This is a genomic window from Sporosarcina sp. Y1009 (assembly GCF_057669865.1).
This window is the reverse complement of record NZ_JBYHFO010000007.1, coordinates 50,717-68,614: the sequence shown is the minus strand read 5'-3', so window position 1 is coordinate 68,614 and position 17,898 is coordinate 50,717. Positions and strand designations below refer to the sequence as shown.

Here is a 17,898-nt window from a genome sequence, read left to right as displayed (position 1 = left end):
ATGAAAGCGCAAATAACGTATGACGGTCAAAAAGTACAGGCACGATTGGCGAGAAGAATTGCTAGTTTGGAAATGTTGCTTGCGAATGAACAAGAGGAAAAACAAGCGGTTATTGAATATGCCAGTGGATTAGAAAAACGTATCGACGAATTAGAAGGGAATGAAGAAAATGAAAATAATGATTGAAAGAGTCGTCATGAACCGTGAAGGTGGTGAGTTAAATTTCGTGCAAGTTTACTTTTCTGCTGTCAGCGAGAACCGTTTAAACAGCTTGAATATGCAGTTGCAATTGAGTGTGGACGAATACACAGGTAATGAGGGAGAGGCAGCGTTACAGAGTGTTGTGAGAGCTAAAGCGGTGGAATTACTATCGGAAGTTGAGAGCGCTGAATAAGCGTTCTTTTTGTTTTATTAAAAATTAGGAGGTAATCAAATGGAAAACATGCTTAAAATTTTAATCGGAATAGGTGGCGCGGCTACCTCATTTTTATTCGGGGGGTGGCCAGTGTTGCTACAAGTTTTAGTTATCTTTATTATTGCTGATTATGTCATGGGTGTTTTGGTTGCAGGTTATAACGGGGTGCTAAATAGCAAAATCGGTTTCAAAGGCATTGCTAAAAAAGTAATGATATTGCTACTGGTAACAGTTGCGCATGCGTTAGATACAGTATTGGGAGATGGCCATCTGATTCGGGATGCGGTCATCTTCTTTTATTTGGCAAATGAATTGCTGTCCATTATCGAGACTGTGGGTAAGACGAGTTTGCCAGTGCCGGACATATTGAAACGAGCGGTTGAAACGTTGAACAGCAAGTCGAAGAGTGACGAGTAAATCGTTGCTCTTTTTTAATACCAAAAATAAGAATAGAAAAGGATGATAGAAAAATGTTTATTAATCCAGCAGAAGGACGTATTACTTCACCATTTGGAATGAGAACTCACCCAATCACCGGTAAACCATCTACAATGCATTGGGGTATCGATATCGCTAAATCCGGGACAGTGCCTATTTACGCAGTTGCAGATGGCACTGTATCACGAGTTCAAAAAGATGGTACATTCGGGACTTATGGCAATTTAATTATGATTGTCCACAATATCAACGGGAAAACGTACGAAACTGTATATGCTCATCTTAAATCAATTGCTGTGAGAAATGGCCAAACGGTAAAGGCGGGCTTGGCAATCGGAGCAATGGGTACTACTGGCGGTTCCACAGGGCAACATTTACATTTTGAAGTCCACAACGGGAGATGGAATAACAAGTATACCAATGCAGTTAACCCTCTTATGTGGATTAAAGGTGATGTGACAGCTCCACAAATTGGCGACTATGGCCCGCGAGTTGGAACTTTGCAATCTAAATTAAATCGGCTTGGCGCAAATTTAAAGATTGATAATGAGTTTGGCCCGGCATCGGATGCGGCCGTTAAATCGTTTCAGCGTAAACATAAATTAACAATTGATGGACTGGCGGGACCGGCAACACAAACATTAATCGTTGAGAAAATAAAAGCATTAAAGCCGATTGTACCAAAAGGCAAGACGCTCCATTTACCAAAGACTGCATCAGCATGGCGTGTTTATCCAACAAATAAAACACCAGTGGCGGCCAACGCTTTAAAAACTAGATTGAATCCTAAAAAGTTTGGTGGGCTCACATATACGATCATCGGCAATCCACAGAAAAATGTTTATACGATTAAGACATCTCAATTAGGAACGGTTAATATTTATGCTGCACCTAGTACCGGAGCGATAATTAAGTAATGTTAAAAATAAAATGTATTGCATTAGCGTGAAAAATATATTAATATGTAGATATTCCCTAAATTAGCAACAGAGATCATTCGTAAAAAGCGACTACTCATTAATTTGAGCGGTCGCCTTTTTTGTGTTATATAATAAAATCACGAAGTTATTAGTTTGAAAGGAAGTGTAATGGTGATAACTGGTAATGGAAAATTAGTTCAAGAGATGATATCTGACCAAATGAAAATATTAACCATAGTAATGAGCACGACTAAACCAGATTCAGGCATTTTGTTTATGGGTAGAAATATAGAAAAAGGTAAGCGTCCGAAAATACATATATATTTGGTACATAAAGAAGGCGTCGGTTTTAGAGTGGAAAAGAAATTACGGGTTTATAAATTCAGAAATCCGGAAACTGCAAACGTTTTTGTAACTCAAATGTCGAAAATTTCACCGCTTGGCATGCTTTTTGTTTTAAGTGGGCAAGCTTTAACTTGCAGAAAAAAGTAAAAGGCGACTACTCTTAATGAGCAGTTGCCTTTTTTTATTTGCCTATTTTTAATTCCATTCCAGTATTTCATTGAAGTCAGTGATTTCTAACGCCTTACAAATTGTTTCTAGGTGTGATTTATTAATTGTGTCTCTTCGATTATTGACAATCTCACTTATTGCTGCTTGTCGTATTCCCGTCATTTCAGACAACTTCAATTGAGTAATTCCTCGCACTTCCATTATTTCTTTTAATTTTATCCTCACTTCAAATCACCCACTCTCATATTAATTCCTTATTAAAAATATATCAGATTATACGCTTATACGCAATATAATATAAATAATACTTGACTATACGTATACTCGTATATTATAATGTATACAGATAAGCGAATATGTGTATAAGCGTATATGTGGAAGAAGGTGGAATTGAAATGACATTAGAAAAATTATTTAAAGAGTTAGAAACAAAATGCAAGTCATCGAAAGGCTTCATGGGAGTTTATTTTGATGGCGTAAAAACTAAGGAAGATTTAATGGAAAATGTGAAAGATGAAATAGTTTCATTTGAAATTATTCTTGATGGAGGAAATGAAGAAGACTTGTTTGGAATGACAAGACGTGAAACAAAAGGATATTTAACGAAATTGAACAATTTTATAAAACGGCATTCAGCACTTTAAATAATCAACCAGGAATGAAAGCGAGGTGAGAGAAATGGATGTAAGATTTTTCTTTTTAAACGGTGAAACAAAAGACGTGAAAATACAAACTTATTACAAAGGAAAAAATAACAACTTTTTAATCGTTCCCGTTACAGGAAGGCCATATGAAATACAGGACGTCAAAGAATTGATAAAGATTAAATAATTATATTTGCAAACGAAAGTGAGGTGAAAAGAAATGAAGGTCTACGAATTAATTGAAGAATTGAAGAAAATGCCACGATTTGCAGTAGTCAAACTAGATGATGGTGAATATGTGAACGACGTTGATGAAGTTGAATTGGATGATCGTGACTATGTGATTATTCGTCCACAATAAATATTCTTGATTAGAAAGCGAGGTGACAACATGTCCACACTACTAAATACAGAATCAACATACATGAAATTACAACAATTCGACTCAGTAGACGAACTTAACAAAAATACGATACAAGTACGCGAACTTTACGCGGATCAACTTACTCCATCCACAAAGGAAGTGCTGGACGTGTTGCACCGTTATTCGTGTAAGTATCCTGGTGTTTCATATCGTAGTAAAAATAAAATTGCCGATGAGTTAGGTATCAGCAGAAAGACTGTTACACGTGCATGTAAGCATCTTGAAGATTTAGGCATCATTAAGCAATACGCATTAAAACGACACAATGGAGACAAAAGACGTGCGGCAGATGCTATTGTATTCGTTCCTGTTAAACCTATTGAAAACAACAATGTCCCGACAGCATGTCCCGACAAAGAAGCTCTTATTAATACTCAAAAATCTTTTATTAATACTAACGATACTAGAAACATAGATTTTGTGGATAAAACAGAAGTGGTCAAGGATTTACCAACAGTGACTGCAGATATTAAGCGTGGTTTACGTGATAAGATGCCGACGTATCTTTATGACTTGCTATCTCCATATCTAAACTTGGACGACCTGTATGAAGCGTACGGGACGCTATTGAGAGGTAAAGCGAAGATAGATAAGTCAATCGTGTTCGAAGCGCATGAAAGACTGTTTACTGATGCGGTGCTGTCTGTAATCAATGCTTACAAACGTGGCAAGGTTCGTAATCTATTTGCAGTCTTATATTCTGCAGCTATGGATACCAGTGCTCAAATATATCGTAAGAATAATAGTAAACTTGATAATTGGTTGGAGTGGTAAATATATTTATTTCAAAAATAAAGGATAACTAAAATTAATGTCGAATAATCATTTCAGATAGGGGGGATAACAATGTTGGAATTAATAGCTGAAGAAGAAAGTATTAAAAAAAGTGTTGAAGAAACCATCTGTGCTGAATGCAAGGAAAATCTAATTTTCAAAAGTATGCTCACACCGATTAATAAACACAGTCATAAAGGGTACGTAACGGCAAATACATATTGCACAACGTGCGATAGGGACTCCTTTGCGACAATGTCAATAAAACGAAGAATTAAGATTAAAAAAAGGTGATCTAGTTGATTCCAGAAGAAGCTTTACCACATTTCACGAATGCCATTTATTTGCCGATGTTAATCATAATCCTTGAAAAAGATTTACTTACTATAGAAGAGACACAACTTAAATTTAAGCGACCATATTCTAAGATGATTGACCAGGCCATTAAACATGCACGATCCGAATTGAAAAAGTCGAACATCTATTTAATGCGAAATAATATGAAACTAATAAAGTATAGAAGCGATAAAGAGTTTACTGAATATATATATTCTGGAATTAGATTTGAGGAACGCAAGAAGTTTTCAAGTGGTCAATTAAAAGATCGTACTGAAGAAATAATGAGTGAGTATCTTAATAAGTTTCAAATTTAAAAGAGAGCGATTAGGCTCTCTTTTTTATATTAATAATGTTTCTGTCGTTATTCCTAGTCGCTTGTGGTGCGGGGAAAACTGAAATCCTCTTCGAACCGATTTACAAACTTTTACAAGAAGGTAAGCGTGTGTGTATTGCTGCACCTAGAGTAGATGTTGTCTTAGAACTCGAACCACGTCTTCGCGAGGCATTTCCAACTACAAAAATCGCGGCATTATACGGAGGCGCAACGATCACGAACGACCTTTGCCAATTAATTTTAGCAACAACACACCAACTATATCGATTCCATCAAGCGTTTGATGTTATTTTCGTAGATGAAGCAGATGCTTTTCCTTATACAGCGGAGGCTACGCTTCGTAAAGCTGTTATGAAGGCTGCTAAGCCCAATACACCAATTCACTCAGTAACTGCTACTCCATCCAAAAAACTGGTGCTAGACATGAAGAAAAATGGCGCTGTTTCAACAATCAATCGACGGTATCATGGCTATTCACTTCCCGTACCACGCTATGATGCCTTATGGAGTTACGCAGAGAAGATTAGAAAGAAAAAGCTACCGTCAAAATTGGTAAAATGGACAAGAAATCGTTTAGTAGAAAAAGAACGGTTTCTGATATTCTTCCACAATATTAAATTGATGGAAGAGGCATTACCGCTAATTCAAATGTTAGATGATAGAATCCAAGCTGTTCATGCATCCCATGAAAATAGAAAAGAGTATGTGCAAAACCTGAGAGACAATAAGGTGCCAGGATTATTGACAACGACAATCCTCGAACGTGGCATTACAATTCCAAATGTACAAGTTGCTGTTGTTGGTGCAGAACAGACGATTTTTAATTCTGGAGCGCTTGTGCAAATAGGCGGCCGAGTGGGTAGATCCTCAACTTATCCAACGGGAGATTTCGTTCTATTTCACCATGGAATTTCACATGCGATGGATGATGCAAGACGAGAAATTCATCGTTTGAATAAAGCAGGTGTTAATAAATGAGTGAATGTCTGATTTGTGAAAGGTTATTATCAATGGGACCCTCGTGGAAATCACTATTGACTTTGGAAACACAATCTCCCATTTGCACGGAATGTAGATTAACTTTTAAAAAATCTACCAAAAAGATAGAAGACATAACGCTAAAAAAAGTGACCGCACTATATGAATATAATGAAGCAATGAGAGAGTGCTTGCATCAGTTTAAATTTTTACAGGACGTAGCTTTAGCAAAAGTGTTTAGTCATGATTTGCAAAATGCTTTAAAATCTAAACCGAATATCATACCAATTCCTATGCACCCTAATAGAAAATTGGTCCGCACGTTTTCACATGTTGTAGAATTACTAAATTGTGTGCAAATTACGTATAGTAATGTACTTGAGAAAAAAGATGACGAAACGATGGGAGAGAAATCTAGAATAGAACGGCTAGCACTCGCACCCTTATTCAAACTTCAACCGAATGCAGTGATTAAAAATGAATCCTATACGCTTGTGGATGATATTTATACGACGGGTACTACCCTTCGCCATGCAGCGCATGTTCTTATGCAAGCAGGTGCTAAAGATGTGGAAGGTGTCGCACTAATCCATGCTCGATTAAACGATTAATTTTTTTAAAGATAGGCGTCTAACTATTCAAACAGTCAGAAATGTGGTAGTTTTAAGTTAAGGGACATATATGCTTATAAAAGAGACTTGATGTAAACAGATGAATAAGTATATTGTCTAATTAATAGACTACTAATCACCATTGAACAGGAATACGATGTAAAGCACGTCAAAGGCCTATTGCTTACATGAATTTTATGAGGATAGAAAAAAGCGAGAACCATCGCTGCAGATTGGAGGGATGGAGAAGGCGTGAATAACAATCGGCAGTTGGTAACGAATACTCCCGAATTACAAAGTTTAAATATTTCTCCATTAAGTATTCTGAGAAACCTTGACTGTCATTGTTTCGACATAATCCACCAAAAATATTTATTTTTTTAAGGGTTTTAAAAGGACTATTGAGGGAACGTATAGAAGTATACAGTAGTGTTTAATTAAAGGAGGAGTTCATATGCTAAACTTTAACATCCGCGGCGAGAATATAGAGGTGACTCCAGCGATTCGCGATCATGTAGAAAACAAAGTAACAAAGCTCGAAAGGTATTTTACAAATGGTGCGAACGCGCCTGCAAACGTGAATCTCAAAGTGTACAATGACAAACAAACGAAAGTAGAAATAACTATTCCAATGAAGAATTTAACACTTCGAGCTGAGGAAAGACATGATGATTTGTATGCAGCAATCGATTTAATCGTCGATAAGCTTGAACGTCAAATTCGAAAATATAAAACGAGAGTGAATCGTAAATTTCGAGAAAGAGAAGGCGTTGCAGCTTTCTTCGCCTCAGTTAATAAAAGCAAAGCGAATGAAACTCCACAAGATCTTGAAGATGACGATGAGTTTTCTGTAGTTCGGACAAAACGTTTCGACTTGAAACCGATGGATGAAGAAGAGGCTATTCTGCAAATGAATATGCTGGGACATAGTTTCTTTATCTTCACAGATGCCGATTCAGATGAAACAAGTATTGTCTATAAAAGAAAAGATGGAAAGTACGGTTTAATCGAAACAAACTAAAAAGTACCCTACAATCCTCCAAGTGTGAGTGCACTTGGAGGGTTTTCTATGATAAACTGCGTATACTCAAATTATATATATACAAAATAACTTGTTAGGACATTTGCACAGGGCATTTTGCAATGTTAAAATGAAGCGTGAACTAAATGAGGATGTGACCTAATTGCTAAGTGTATTAAGTAAAATATTTGATTCGAATAAAAGGGATTTAAAAAAGCTTGAAAAGATTGCTGATCAGGTTGAAGCTTTGGCTACAGACATGGAACAGTTATCAGATGAAGCGTTAACAGGAAAAACTGAAGTGTTTAAAGAGCGCGTCGCCAATGGTGAATCCCTCGATGATTTACAGGTAGAGGCATTTGCTGTTGTCCGCGAAGCATCACGTCGTGTTCTTGGGATGTATCCATTCCGTGTGCAATTGATCGGTGCTGCTGCTCTACATGAAGGTAATATTGCAGAAATGAAAACTGGTGAAGGGAAAACATTAACTTCAACACTTGCCGTATATTTGAATGCACTTGAGGGTAAGGGCGTACATGTTGTTACAGTAAACGAGTACTTGGCCAGTCGTGATGCTGAGGAAATGGGTGAACTATACGAGTTTCTTGGGTTATCAGTTGGCTTAAACTTAAATAGTATGTCAAAGGAAGAAAAGCGAGAAGCTTACGAAGCAGATGTAACATATAGTACGAATAATGAACTTGGATTTGATTATTTACGTGACAATATGGTGCTTTATACTAATCAGAGAGTACAGCGTCCACTCAACTTCGGTGTTATAGATGAAGTTGACTCCATCTTAATCGATGAAGCACGAACACCACTAATCATTTCCGGTCAAGCTGCAAAAGCTGCTGATTTATACAGATTGGCGAACATGTTTGTGTCTACGATGAAAGTGGATGAAGACTATTCTTTCGATGAATCAACAAAAGGTGTCGTGTTAACTGAAAAAGGCGTCGAAAAAGCTGAAGCGGCTTTCAGTATAAGTAATCTATTTGATTTAGAAAATGTGACACTTCTTCATGGGATAAACCAAGCACTTAAAGCACATATTAGTATGCATGTAGATATTGACTATGTTGTTGAAGAAGGCAGCGTCGTGATCGTAGACTCCTTTACAGGGCGTCTAATGAAAGGTCGTCGCTATAGTGATGGGCTACACCAAGCCATTGAAGCAAAAGAAGGATTAGAAGTTCAAAACGAATCCATGACACTCGCAACAATTACGTTCCAAAACTTCTTTAGAATGTATGATAAGCTTTCCGGAATGACGGGAACAGCTAAAACAGAAGAAGAGGAATTCCGTAATATTTACAATATGAATGTTATTGAAATTCCAACAAATCGTCCAATTACTCGAGATGACCGCGCAGATTTAATTTATTCATCAATGGATGGTAAATTTAAAGCAGTTGCAGAAGAAATTAAAGAACGCCATGAAAAAGGTCAACCTGTTCTGGTGGGAACTGTCGCAATTGAGACTTCTGAAATTATTTCGAATTACTTAAAGAAACTCGGCGTAAAACATAATGTTTTAAATGCGAAGAACCATGGTCGTGAAGCAGAAATTATTCAAGAGGCTGGTCATAAAGGATCGGTCACGATTGCTACGAATATGGCCGGTCGTGGAACGGATATTAAATTAGGTGAAGGTGTCATTGAAGTTGGCGGATTAGCGGTTCTCGGGACTGAAAGACATGAATCACGAAGAATCGACAATCAGTTACGTGGTCGTTCTGGTCGTCAAGGTGATCCAGGGGTAACTCAATTTTACTTGTCACTGGAAGATGAGTTAATGCGCCGTTTTGGCTCAGAACAAATGAAATCGATGATGGCAAGACTTGGTATGGATGATACAACACCAATACAGTCGAAAATGGTATCACGTTCTGTGGAGTCGGCACAAAGACGTGTTGAAGGGAACAACTTTGATGCGCGAAAACGTCTCCTTCAATATGACGATGTTCTTCGTCAACAACGTGAAATTATTTATAAAGAACGTAATGAAGTTCTTGAAACAGATAATATTCGTGGCATCGTTGAAACGATGTTAACTGATGTGATTGATCGTTCAGTTGATGTTTATACAACTGGGGAAGATCCAGCAGATTGGAATTTGAAAGGTTTTGAAGACTTCATAGGTGCAAATTTACTTCCAGAAGGTCAGTTAAAGAAAACTGATTTAGAAGGGAAGACGGCTGAAGAACTAAAAACGTTTATTCGAGAGGCTGTCTTTGCACGCTACGATGAAAAAGAAGAAGAAATGTCAGAAGAACGCATGCGGGAATTTGAAAAGGTCATTTTACTTCGAGCAATCGATACGAAGTGGATGGATCATATTGACGCAATGGAACAATTACGACACGGCATTCACCTGAGAGCATATGGTCAGTCAGATCCACTTCGCGAGTATCAAAGTGAAGGATTTGCGATGTTTGAGGATATGGTTTTAGCAATTGAAGGCGATGCCGCAAGATTTGCAATGAAAGCAGAAATTCGCAATAATTTAGAGCGTGAAGAGGTTGTAAAAGGCCACGCAGTGAAACCGGATGACGAAGGTGAACCTGTGAAGAAAAAACCGGTACGTCGTACAGTAAGTGTTGGACGTAACGAACCATGCCCATGCGGCAGTGGTAAGAAATTTAAGCAGTGCCATGGTCGTAACTAAGCGACTGGCAACCTATTTCAGGAGGAATATTTTATGATGGAATTATCAGATGTGCGTAATGAGCTTGACACTACAGCTAAGAAATTAGTCGACTTTAGGGGGTCTCTTTGACTTAGAAAACAAAGAGGCTCGAATACAAGAACTAGATGAAAGAATGGCGGAGCCAGGATTTTGGGATAATCAAGAATCCGCTCAAAAAGTCATTACTGAATCCAATGCTTTAAAAGATGTTGTCGAAGAGTATACAGAACTGACAGATGTGCAAGAAAACCTTGAAATGACGCTTGAATTATTACGAGAAGAATTCGATGAAGAGCTTCAAGAGGAATTAAGCAGTGAGTTAAAAGTATTTCAACAGAAACTTGAATCATTCGAATTACAAATGCTCCTAAGTGGCGAGTTTGACCGTCACAATGCTGTTTTAGAACTGCATTCAGGTGCGGGTGGAACAGAATCGCAAGACTGGGCTTCAATGATCTTACGCATGTATACGCGTTGGGCAGAACAGCATAAATTCAAAGTTGAAACGTTAGACTATCAAGCTGGTGATGAAGCAGGGGTTAAGTCTGTCACACTTTCAATACACGGCCATAACGCATACGGCTATCTGAAAGCGGAAAAAGGTGTACATCGACTTGTACGCATATCACCATTTGACTCTTCCGGTCGTCGACATACTTCGTTTGTTTCATGTGAGGTTATGCCAGAATTTGACGGTGATATTGATATTGAGATTCGTACTGAAGATTTAAAGATAGACACATACCGCTCAAGTGGCGCAGGTGGGCAGCACGTTAACGTAACTGACTCAGCTGTGCGAATCACCCATCTACCAACAGGCGCAATTGTGACCTGTCAAACTGAACGTTCACAAATCAAGAACCGAGAACGTGCAATGAACTTATTGAAATCTAAACTGTATCAAATTAAAGTGGAAGAAGAACGCGCACGCCTACTTGAAATTCGTGGTGAACAAAAAGAGATTGGATGGGGAAGTCAAATCCGGTCATATGTTTTCCATCCCTATTCGATGGTAAAAGATCACCGAACAGATGCGGAAACTGGGAATGTAGGAGCTGTTATGGACGGCGATCTTGATCCTTTCATAAATGCTTACTTACGTTCACAAATTTCTTAAAAATGTTTAACGATATTGAAAACTGTATATATAGAATACAGATGGCTGAATAGCAAGATTTGAAAGATTTGTGAGACAAATAAGCTAGGAGCAAGAAAGCAGCGAAAAAGCTTAGTTCACAAATACGTGATATATGATGTGAAATATTGCCATCATTAGCTTTTACTGGTCTTTTGGCGATTTTGAATTGACCGAAAAAAGATTAAAAGCCATTGCTTTTGGTATAATGAATAAGAGGAATGCATACTTTTATTCCTTTGTAACAAACTACAACACCAAAGGAGGCGACAATATGAAGAAAAAACTTTTAGGCGCAATATTTGCATCAATTCTTGTTCTTGGCGCATGTGGCGGCGGGGATGAGACGAAAGATGATGGTGCAAATACAGGCGGCGAAACAGCTAGCGTAGATGCTGAGAAAATCGTCAATAATAAATGTATCACATGTCATGGTGGTAATCTTGAAGGCGCAGGAGGTACACCTGCATTAAATAATGTAGGTTCACAACTTTCAGAGGCTGAAATCCATGATGTTATTATTAACGGTCAAGGCGGAATGCCAGGAAACATTATTCAAGGCGAAGAAGCCGATGCAGTTGCAAAATGGCTTGCAGAAAAAAAATAAGATAAACAAAAAACACCAAGGAAATACTCCTTTGGTGTTTTTTGTTACAAAAAATTAGGTAGTAAGGTCCAAGTTCAACATTAAACTACAATAAAATGAAACATAACTGTAATAATTCAACTGAAAATACATGCTATACTATTATTGTTGAAGAAAATCTAATTAATAGAGATTCAGGTGGTTTTAGAATGATTGTAATGAAAGATGTCTATAAAAAGTATTCTAATGGTGTCGTCGCATCAAATGGCATCAATATAAAAATTAACCGTGGTGAATTTGTTTATGTAGTTGGTCCCAGCGGTGCTGGTAAATCAACTTTTATCAAAATGATGTATTGTGAAGAGTCACCAACAAGTGGTGATATTATAATAGACGGTATTAATCTAGCAAACTTAAAGAAAAGAAAAGTACCTTATTTAAGAAGAAGGATTGGTGTCGTTTTTCAAGACTTTAAGTTACTACCAAAACTTAATGTGTATGAAAATGTTGCATTTGCCCTGGAAGTAATCGAGGAAACTCCTGCTCGGATCAGGAAAAAAGTAACCGACGTTCTTGAATTAGTCGGATTATCACATAAAGCAAGGATGTTCCCGGCAGAATTATCAGGCGGCGAACAACAGCGTGTTGCAATTGCCAGGTCGATTGTGAATGTTCCTCATCTAGTTATTGCAGATGAACCCACAGGAAACCTTGACCCTGAAACTTCATATGAAATAATGAATATTTTTGAACGGATCAATGCAAGAGGAACTACTATTATAATGGCTACGCATAACAAGGAAATCGTTAATACAATGAAACATAGAGTGATTGCGATTGAAGGCGGGCTTATTGCTCGTGATGAACACGGAGGTGCATACGGCTATGAAATTTAGAACATTTAGCCGGCATTTTAGTGGGAGTTTTAAAAGCCTAGGACGAAACGCTTGGATGACATTTGCTTCGGTAAGCGCAGTTACAGTAACTCTCTTACTAGTTGGCGTTTTTATCGTCATCATGATGAATTTAAATAAAATTGCAGATAACATTGAAAAAGATGTTGAGATAAAAGTAATGGTTGAATTAACAGCAGACGAAAATGCTGTTGCGGAATTAGAAGAGAAAATGGCAGGTACTGACGGGATATACGATTTAACGTTTTCCTCGAATGAACAAGAACTAAACAAAGTGATTAAAGATTTAGGGGATGAACTTAGTTTATTTAAACAAGATAATCCACTAAGACATGTATTTTATCTAAAGGCAGTCGATCCACAGCAAACAGCTGAAATTGCAAAAGTAATTGATTCCTACGAAAACACGAATGAAGTAATTTACGGTGAAGGAAAAGTAGAAAAGTTATTTGGCTTTCTTAATTCAGGCCGAAATGTTGGAATCGGTCTAATTGTTGCGCTGTTATTTACAGCAATGTTTTTAATCTCAAACACGATTCGTATCACCATTACTGCGCGAAGAAATGAAATAGAGATTATGAAACTTGTTGGTGCGACAAATAACTTTGTAAGAATTCCATTGGTATTAGAAGGCGTATGGCTTGGTATTTTAGGGTCGCTCCTACCGATGATACTTCTAACAGTTGCCTATTTTAATCTTTACGATATTCTCGAACCGAGAATTGAAGGAGAATTATTTAAATTACTTGAGGTAACACCTTTTATCTATCAATTAAATGCATTAATTCTTGGATTAGGCGTTTTTATTGGTATTTGGGGTAGTTTTATGTCAGTTCGTAAATTTTTGAGAGTTTGATAGTAAAAAAGAGATAGTGGATTCGAAAGGGGAATTACCAGTTGAGAATGTCGAAATGGATGCTACCGTTTTTAGTTGCATTATTATTTTTATCACCAATAATTGAGAGTTCAACAGTTGTAGCTAGTTCTTTAAACGAGATGAAGTTAGAAAAACAAAATTTGGATCAGAAAAAAAATGAGATTAACTCAGATATTAAAGTAAAAGACTCTGAAATTAGCAGCGTTGAAGCGAAAGTTAAATCGATTCAAGGCCAAATCAATGAGTTGACAGAAAAAGTAAATAAAACGAATGCAGATATTGAACGTGTTGAAGAAGAAATTGCTGAAACTACAGAAGAAATTAATAAGCTACAAGACTCAATTGCTGAACTAGAAAAAAGAATTGAAGAGCGTGACCTAGTTTTGCGTGATCGACTTCGTGCACTGCAGGTAACAGGCGGTAAAGTAAACTATTTAGATGTATTGTTAGGGGCAAATAGCTTTTCAGATTTCATTGATCGTTTCTCTGCGGTTAATACTTTAATGGAAGCGGATCGTAACATTATGAAACAACAAAGCGAAGATAAACAACAACTAGAAGATGAGAAAAAACTCGTTGAACAAAAACTTAATGAACAAGAACAAAGAAGAGAAGAACTGTCTAACTTAAAAGCATCATTAGACGCTCAGAAAAAAGAAAAAGCTGAACTTGTGAAAGAACTTGAAGTAGAACAAAAGAAATTGAATAAAGAAAAGAAGAAGTTAGAAGAAGATTATCATGAAGCACATGAAGTCAGTACAGAAATTGAGAGAGAAATTGCTGCTGAAGAAGATCGAATTGCTGAGCTTGCACGTCAGGCCGAAATCGCTAGAAAGCAAGCTGAAGCAGAAGCACAGAAAAAAGCAGCAGCAGCGGCAGCTGCCGAAGAAGCGGCTCGTAAAGCATCTGCAAAGAAAAGTGGAGGAAATACAACACCAACACCAACTCCACCAACGGCCAATCCACCAGCAGTTACACCACCACCTGTTTCATCTGGAGATTGGACAAGGCCAGCAGCAGGTTATGTATCTTCTGAATTCGGATATCGTGATATCGGTTTTGCATCGTCAAACCATCGCGGCATTGATGTTGCAAATTCGATTGGAACACCTGTAGTAGCAGCAGGACACGGAGTTGTTCAACGTACTGGTGTTATTGGAACTTACGGAAACATTGTGATGATTAAACACTCAGTAAATGGTAAAATTTACACAACATTGTATGCACATCTCAATAGTTCAAATGTGAGTTCTGGACAAGTTGTTTCTAAAGGACAAGTGATTGGTAGAATGGGGAATACAGGAAGATCATCTGGACCACATCTTCATTTTGAATTCCATATTGGCGGATGGTCAGGTTACGGAAATTCAGCTGTCAACCCAAGAAACTATATATCATTTTAATAAATTAAAAACCCTCTATTGTGAGGGTTTTTCTTTTGGGCAAAATTCTAGCATAGTCATATAGTTTTCGATAAGCTTAATAGGAATTTATTGATCAAGGAGATACAACTTCATGCAAGTAAACCAGTTCTATATCATTGGGAATACAACAGTTCCATCTTCGTGGGTCTCACTCCTACTCGCCTTTGTGCTAACATATGTAATCATTCGATTCCGATTCGGAAAACGTATTTCAGGCGTGTTATTGGATTCGATGTTTTATTTTATCCTCGTTTGGAAACTAAGTGTGATTTTAACAGATTTTACAAATGTCATTAAATCGCCATTATCAATCATTTATTTTAACGGTGGCCAAATTGGATTTTATTTAGGTATCATTGCCGGCTTGATAACTATAATAATTGAATTAAAGAAGAATGGTATGCATAAATTTGAGAAGCAAGCATTATTTTTAGGATATGTAACAGTGCAGTCAGTTTTTCAACTTGCGATGGTGCTATTAAATGAGGGACCACAGAATGCTGAGTACGTAACAATTATCATGTTTACATTAATTCTTTTATTCTTCTGGGTTTTTATGATTAAAATGGAAAAAGATTTCAATCAATTTGTTTTACTATATGCAAGTAGTCATTTTTTCACTGTACTATTTCAACCTTCGAGTTATATGAATGACTCATTTTTCACAACAATAATTGTGACCGTGTTTGTAATTTTCTTTGATAAATTGGAGGGATAAAGTTGAATAGAAAAACAATCAGTTACCTTATTGCGATATTGGTTATCGGATCAATGATTGTACTAACTGTAAAATCGACGATAGAAAAAAATGCCGAAAATAATGAATCTGAATTCGGTGAAATGGCGGATGGTTCGGTTAAAAAAGTAGGTCTTGATAAAGGTAATTTACCGCCAGATTTTACGCTTTCAACAATGTCGGGTGACACGATCAATCTGGAGGATTTAAAAGGGAAAAAAGTTGTTTTAAATTTCTGGGCTTCTTGGTGCGGTCCTTGTAAAGCCGAAATGCCACATATGGAAAATTATTACAAGAAAAATAAAGAATTAGAAAATGTTGAAATCGTTGCTGTGAACATGACAGCTACTGAAAGAAGAGGGCTTGATGGGATTGAAGAATTTATCAAGGAATATGAATTAACTTTTCCCATACCACTAGACGAAGATGGGAAAGTAGAGAAAATGTATGAAGTATTCACGATTCCAACGACATATATATTGGGCACTAACGGTGAAATTGCTCATAAATTTGTCGGACCCATGGATGAAAAGATGATGGAAGAGCTCGTAGATAACTTAAAATGAATTTAACCAGTTTCTGTAGTTGTAATGTCAATTTTCCGTTCATATAGTAAACGGAGGAGGGAGCATACTGCGAAGAAGCTGGTTTTTATTTTTAATACTACTAGTAGTGATTGCAGCATCAATTGTATTGATTTTCGATAAAGGTAAAGAGGAAGCCCGTCTGGTCACTACTTTTGATGTCATCGATGAAGCCTTTAATATTATTCAGGATGAAGGGGTTTACCCTGTCGAAGGAGAACTTCTGATAGAGGGAGCACTTAGAGGGATGACTGAAGTTATCGGTGATCCATATTCGACTTATTTATCAGAGGAAGAAGCTGCTGCACATGAAGAATCACTTGCAGGTGAACGAATAGGAATTGGTGCGGAAATTACACGATCTAACGGAAAATTTATTATTGTTGCGCCAATTAAATCTTCACCTGCTGAAAAAGCTGGTTTACGACCTTATGATGAAATCATAAGAATTGATGGTGAACCAATTGATGGAGGTAGTTTAGAAGATGTCGTGAATAAAATTCGCGGTAAAAAAGGAACAGCTGTTACAATGACAATTTATAGACCTGAACTAAATAAGCATCTAGAAATTTCGGTGATCCGTGATAGAATCCCTATTACTACTGTCAGTGGCGATATGTTTGAGGTGAAAGAACAAAAAGTCGGTTACATATCGATTACAACGTTCGGAAGCGAAACGGCTAAGGAATGGTCGATTGCAACTGAAAACCTGCTAGCTGATGGTGCTGAGGCATTTGTAATTGATGTTAGAGGTAATCCAGGCGGATATTTACGCAGCGTTGGGACAATTTTGTCCAGTTTACTTCAAGAGGATACTGTCTATGCATATTTACAAGATGCGAATGGTGCATTAACACCACTCGTCGCGGGTCCCGAAGAAGATTTAACATTTAATGGCCAGTTGAAAAAAGTACCAATTGTCTTACTACAAGATAAAGGGAGTGCTTCTGCTAGTGAAATGTTGGCCGGTGCATTAAAAGATTTGCGCAGGGCATCTATAGCTGGTACAGAAAGTTTTGGTAAAGGGACAGTTCAGGATACAAAGGATTTGACTAATGGCGGAAAAGTGAAATTATCAACTGCAAAATGGTTAACACCGAAAGAGCAATGGATTCATGGAAAAGGTATAGAAGCTGATCTTGAAATTAGACCAAATGAGTTGTTTGATGAGCATATTCGAATCGTCTCTGCAGAATACAATGAAGGTGATTATGCAGAAGATATTGCTTACAGCCAAAAGTTACTCACCGGACTTGGCTATAATATAGGCAGAGAAGACGGCTATTTCGATGATAAAACAACTGAGGCAGTTAAAGGGTTCCAAGAAGATTCTAAAGTACCCATATCCGGAAAAATGGATCGCTACTTTTTTACCGAACTACAAAAAGAGATTGAGAAGTATCGTGAAAATCGTGAGAATGACGACCAATTGCAAATGGGACTCGATTATTTACTACATCTTTTAGCCGAAAAATGATATATGTGACGCTCAAGCTGTTGACGGATTGTATTCGTTAGCAGCTTTTTAAAATTTTCATC

Annotated in this window: 24 protein-coding genes; 23 read left to right on the top strand and 1 reads right to left on the bottom strand. The window is 37.3% G+C overall.

The window, feature by feature from the left end:
- The 5 genes from AC25Y1_RS10515 to AC25Y1_RS10495 all read left to right on the top strand — a co-directional run bounded on the left by AC25Y1_RS10515 (position 1) and on the right by AC25Y1_RS10495 (position 2,265).
- The gene (locus AC25Y1_RS10515; RefSeq protein ID WP_488147936.1) at positions 1 to 186 is read left to right on the top strand and encodes a hypothetical protein; all 186 of its coding nucleotides are present in this window, start codon (positions 1 to 3) and stop codon (positions 184 to 186) included.
- Entirely contained in the window at positions 161 to 394 is a 234-nt protein-coding gene (locus AC25Y1_RS10510; protein ID WP_488147935.1) for a hypothetical protein, read from the top strand. The genes AC25Y1_RS10515 and AC25Y1_RS10510 overlap by 26 nt, the downstream gene beginning before the upstream one ends.
- A 39-nt stretch (positions 395 to 433) precedes the next feature.
- A complete protein-coding gene (locus AC25Y1_RS10505) occupies positions 434 to 832 on the top strand; it encodes a phage holin family protein (protein WP_488147934.1) in 399 nt (132 codons plus the stop codon).
- A 53-nt stretch (positions 833 to 885) separates the two neighbouring features.
- Positions 886 to 1,770, top strand: a complete 885-nt coding sequence (locus AC25Y1_RS10500; RefSeq protein WP_488147933.1) for a peptidoglycan DD-metalloendopeptidase family protein — start codon at positions 886 to 888, stop codon at positions 1,768 to 1,770.
- Positions 1,771 to 1,944: 174 nt separating this feature from the next.
- Complete coding sequence (locus AC25Y1_RS10495; protein WP_488147932.1) at positions 1,945 to 2,265, top strand: hypothetical protein; 321 nt, start codon at positions 1,945 to 1,947, stop codon at positions 2,263 to 2,265.
- Positions 2,266 to 2,313: 48 nt separating this feature from the next.
- On the opposite strand, the gene AC25Y1_RS10490 is transcribed toward AC25Y1_RS10495, so the two are convergent.
- A complete protein-coding gene (locus tag AC25Y1_RS10490) occupies positions 2,314 to 2,511 on the bottom strand; it encodes a helix-turn-helix domain-containing protein (RefSeq protein WP_488147931.1) in 198 nt (65 codons plus the stop codon).
- Positions 2,512 to 2,681: 170 nt separating this feature from the next.
- Between AC25Y1_RS10490 and AC25Y1_RS10485 the strand changes: the two genes are divergently transcribed.
- The 18 genes from AC25Y1_RS10485 to AC25Y1_RS10400 all read left to right on the top strand — a co-directional run bounded on the left by AC25Y1_RS10485 (position 2,682) and on the right by AC25Y1_RS10400 (position 17,836).
- Positions 2,682 to 2,930 (top strand): hypothetical protein, encoded by a 249-nt coding sequence (locus AC25Y1_RS10485; protein WP_488147930.1) that lies wholly within the window; start codon positions 2,682 to 2,684, stop codon positions 2,928 to 2,930.
- 34 nt (positions 2,931 to 2,964) lie between these two features.
- Entirely contained in the window at positions 2,965 to 3,117 is a 153-nt protein-coding gene (locus AC25Y1_RS10480; protein ID WP_488147929.1) for a hypothetical protein, read from the top strand.
- Positions 3,118 to 3,150: 33 nt separating this feature from the next.
- Positions 3,151 to 3,291: a hypothetical protein gene (locus AC25Y1_RS10475; protein ID WP_488147928.1), complete on the top strand. Its 141-nt coding sequence runs from the start codon at positions 3,151 to 3,153 to the stop codon at positions 3,289 to 3,291.
- 30 nt (positions 3,292 to 3,321) lie between these two features.
- The gene (locus tag AC25Y1_RS10470; RefSeq protein WP_488147927.1) at positions 3,322 to 4,128 is read left to right on the top strand and encodes a MarR family transcriptional regulator; all 807 of its coding nucleotides are present in this window, start codon (positions 3,322 to 3,324) and stop codon (positions 4,126 to 4,128) included.
- A 72-nt stretch (positions 4,129 to 4,200) separates the two neighbouring features.
- Positions 4,201 to 4,422, top strand: a complete 222-nt coding sequence (locus AC25Y1_RS10465) for a hypothetical protein (RefSeq protein ID WP_488147926.1) — start codon at positions 4,201 to 4,203, stop codon at positions 4,420 to 4,422.
- A 5-nt stretch (positions 4,423 to 4,427) separates the two neighbouring features.
- A complete protein-coding gene (locus tag AC25Y1_RS10460) occupies positions 4,428 to 4,781 on the top strand; it encodes a YhjD family protein (RefSeq protein ID WP_488147925.1) in 354 nt (117 codons plus the stop codon).
- A gap of 35 nt (positions 4,782 to 4,816) precedes the next feature.
- A complete protein-coding gene (locus tag AC25Y1_RS10455; protein ID WP_488147924.1) occupies positions 4,817 to 5,779 on the top strand; it encodes a helicase-related protein in 963 nt (320 codons plus the stop codon).
- Positions 5,780 to 5,928: 149 nt separating this feature from the next.
- On the top strand, positions 5,929 to 6,390 hold the full coding sequence (locus AC25Y1_RS10450; RefSeq protein WP_488147923.1) for a ComF family protein: 462 nt from the start codon (positions 5,929 to 5,931) through the stop codon (positions 6,388 to 6,390).
- A gap of 454 nt (positions 6,391 to 6,844) precedes the next feature.
- Positions 6,845 to 7,411 carry a ribosome hibernation-promoting factor, HPF/YfiA family gene (hpf, locus tag AC25Y1_RS10445; protein WP_488147922.1) on the top strand — a complete coding sequence of 189 codons (567 nt, stop codon included), beginning with the start codon at positions 6,845 to 6,847 and terminating at the stop codon, positions 7,409 to 7,411.
- A 163-nt stretch (positions 7,412 to 7,574) separates the two neighbouring features.
- Positions 7,575 to 10,082 (top strand): preprotein translocase subunit SecA, encoded by a 2,508-nt coding sequence (gene secA, locus AC25Y1_RS10440; RefSeq protein WP_488147921.1) that lies wholly within the window; start codon positions 7,575 to 7,577, stop codon positions 10,080 to 10,082.
- A gap of 36 nt (positions 10,083 to 10,118) precedes the next feature.
- Positions 10,119 to 11,220 (top strand): peptide chain release factor 2 gene (prfB, locus tag AC25Y1_RS10435; protein ID WP_488148086.1). Its coding sequence is split into 2 segments (ribosomal slippage): positions 10,119 to 10,190 and positions 10,192 to 11,220, totalling 1,101 coding nucleotides; the frame shifts between segments, so codons are not numbered across the junction.
- A 292-nt stretch (positions 11,221 to 11,512) separates the two neighbouring features.
- Positions 11,513 to 11,845, top strand: coding sequence for a cytochrome c551 (gene cccB, locus AC25Y1_RS10430; protein WP_488147920.1), 333 nt, complete (start codon positions 11,513 to 11,515; stop codon positions 11,843 to 11,845).
- A gap of 188 nt (positions 11,846 to 12,033) precedes the next feature.
- Positions 12,034 to 12,720, top strand: a complete 687-nt coding sequence (gene ftsE, locus AC25Y1_RS10425) for a cell division ATP-binding protein FtsE (protein WP_488147919.1) — start codon at positions 12,034 to 12,036, stop codon at positions 12,718 to 12,720.
- Positions 12,710 to 13,594, top strand: coding sequence for a permease-like cell division protein FtsX (ftsX, locus tag AC25Y1_RS10420; RefSeq protein WP_488147918.1), 885 nt, complete (start codon positions 12,710 to 12,712; stop codon positions 13,592 to 13,594). The genes ftsE and ftsX overlap by 11 nt, the downstream gene beginning before the upstream one ends.
- A 47-nt stretch (positions 13,595 to 13,641) precedes the next feature.
- Positions 13,642 to 15,018, top strand: a complete 1,377-nt coding sequence (locus AC25Y1_RS10415) for a murein hydrolase activator EnvC family protein (RefSeq protein ID WP_488147917.1) — start codon at positions 13,642 to 13,644, stop codon at positions 15,016 to 15,018.
- A 112-nt stretch (positions 15,019 to 15,130) separates the two neighbouring features.
- Entirely contained in the window at positions 15,131 to 15,757 is a 627-nt protein-coding gene (locus AC25Y1_RS10410; protein ID WP_488147916.1) for a hypothetical protein, read from the top strand.
- 2 nt (positions 15,758 to 15,759) lie between these two features.
- On the top strand, positions 15,760 to 16,341 hold the full coding sequence (locus tag AC25Y1_RS10405) for a peroxiredoxin family protein (RefSeq protein WP_488147915.1): 582 nt from the start codon (positions 15,760 to 15,762) through the stop codon (positions 16,339 to 16,341).
- Between the two features lie 106 nt (positions 16,342 to 16,447).
- A complete protein-coding gene (locus tag AC25Y1_RS10400) occupies positions 16,448 to 17,836 on the top strand; it encodes a S41 family peptidase (protein WP_488147914.1) in 1,389 nt (462 codons plus the stop codon).
- The last annotated feature ends 62 nt before the right edge of the window (positions 17,837 to 17,898 follow it).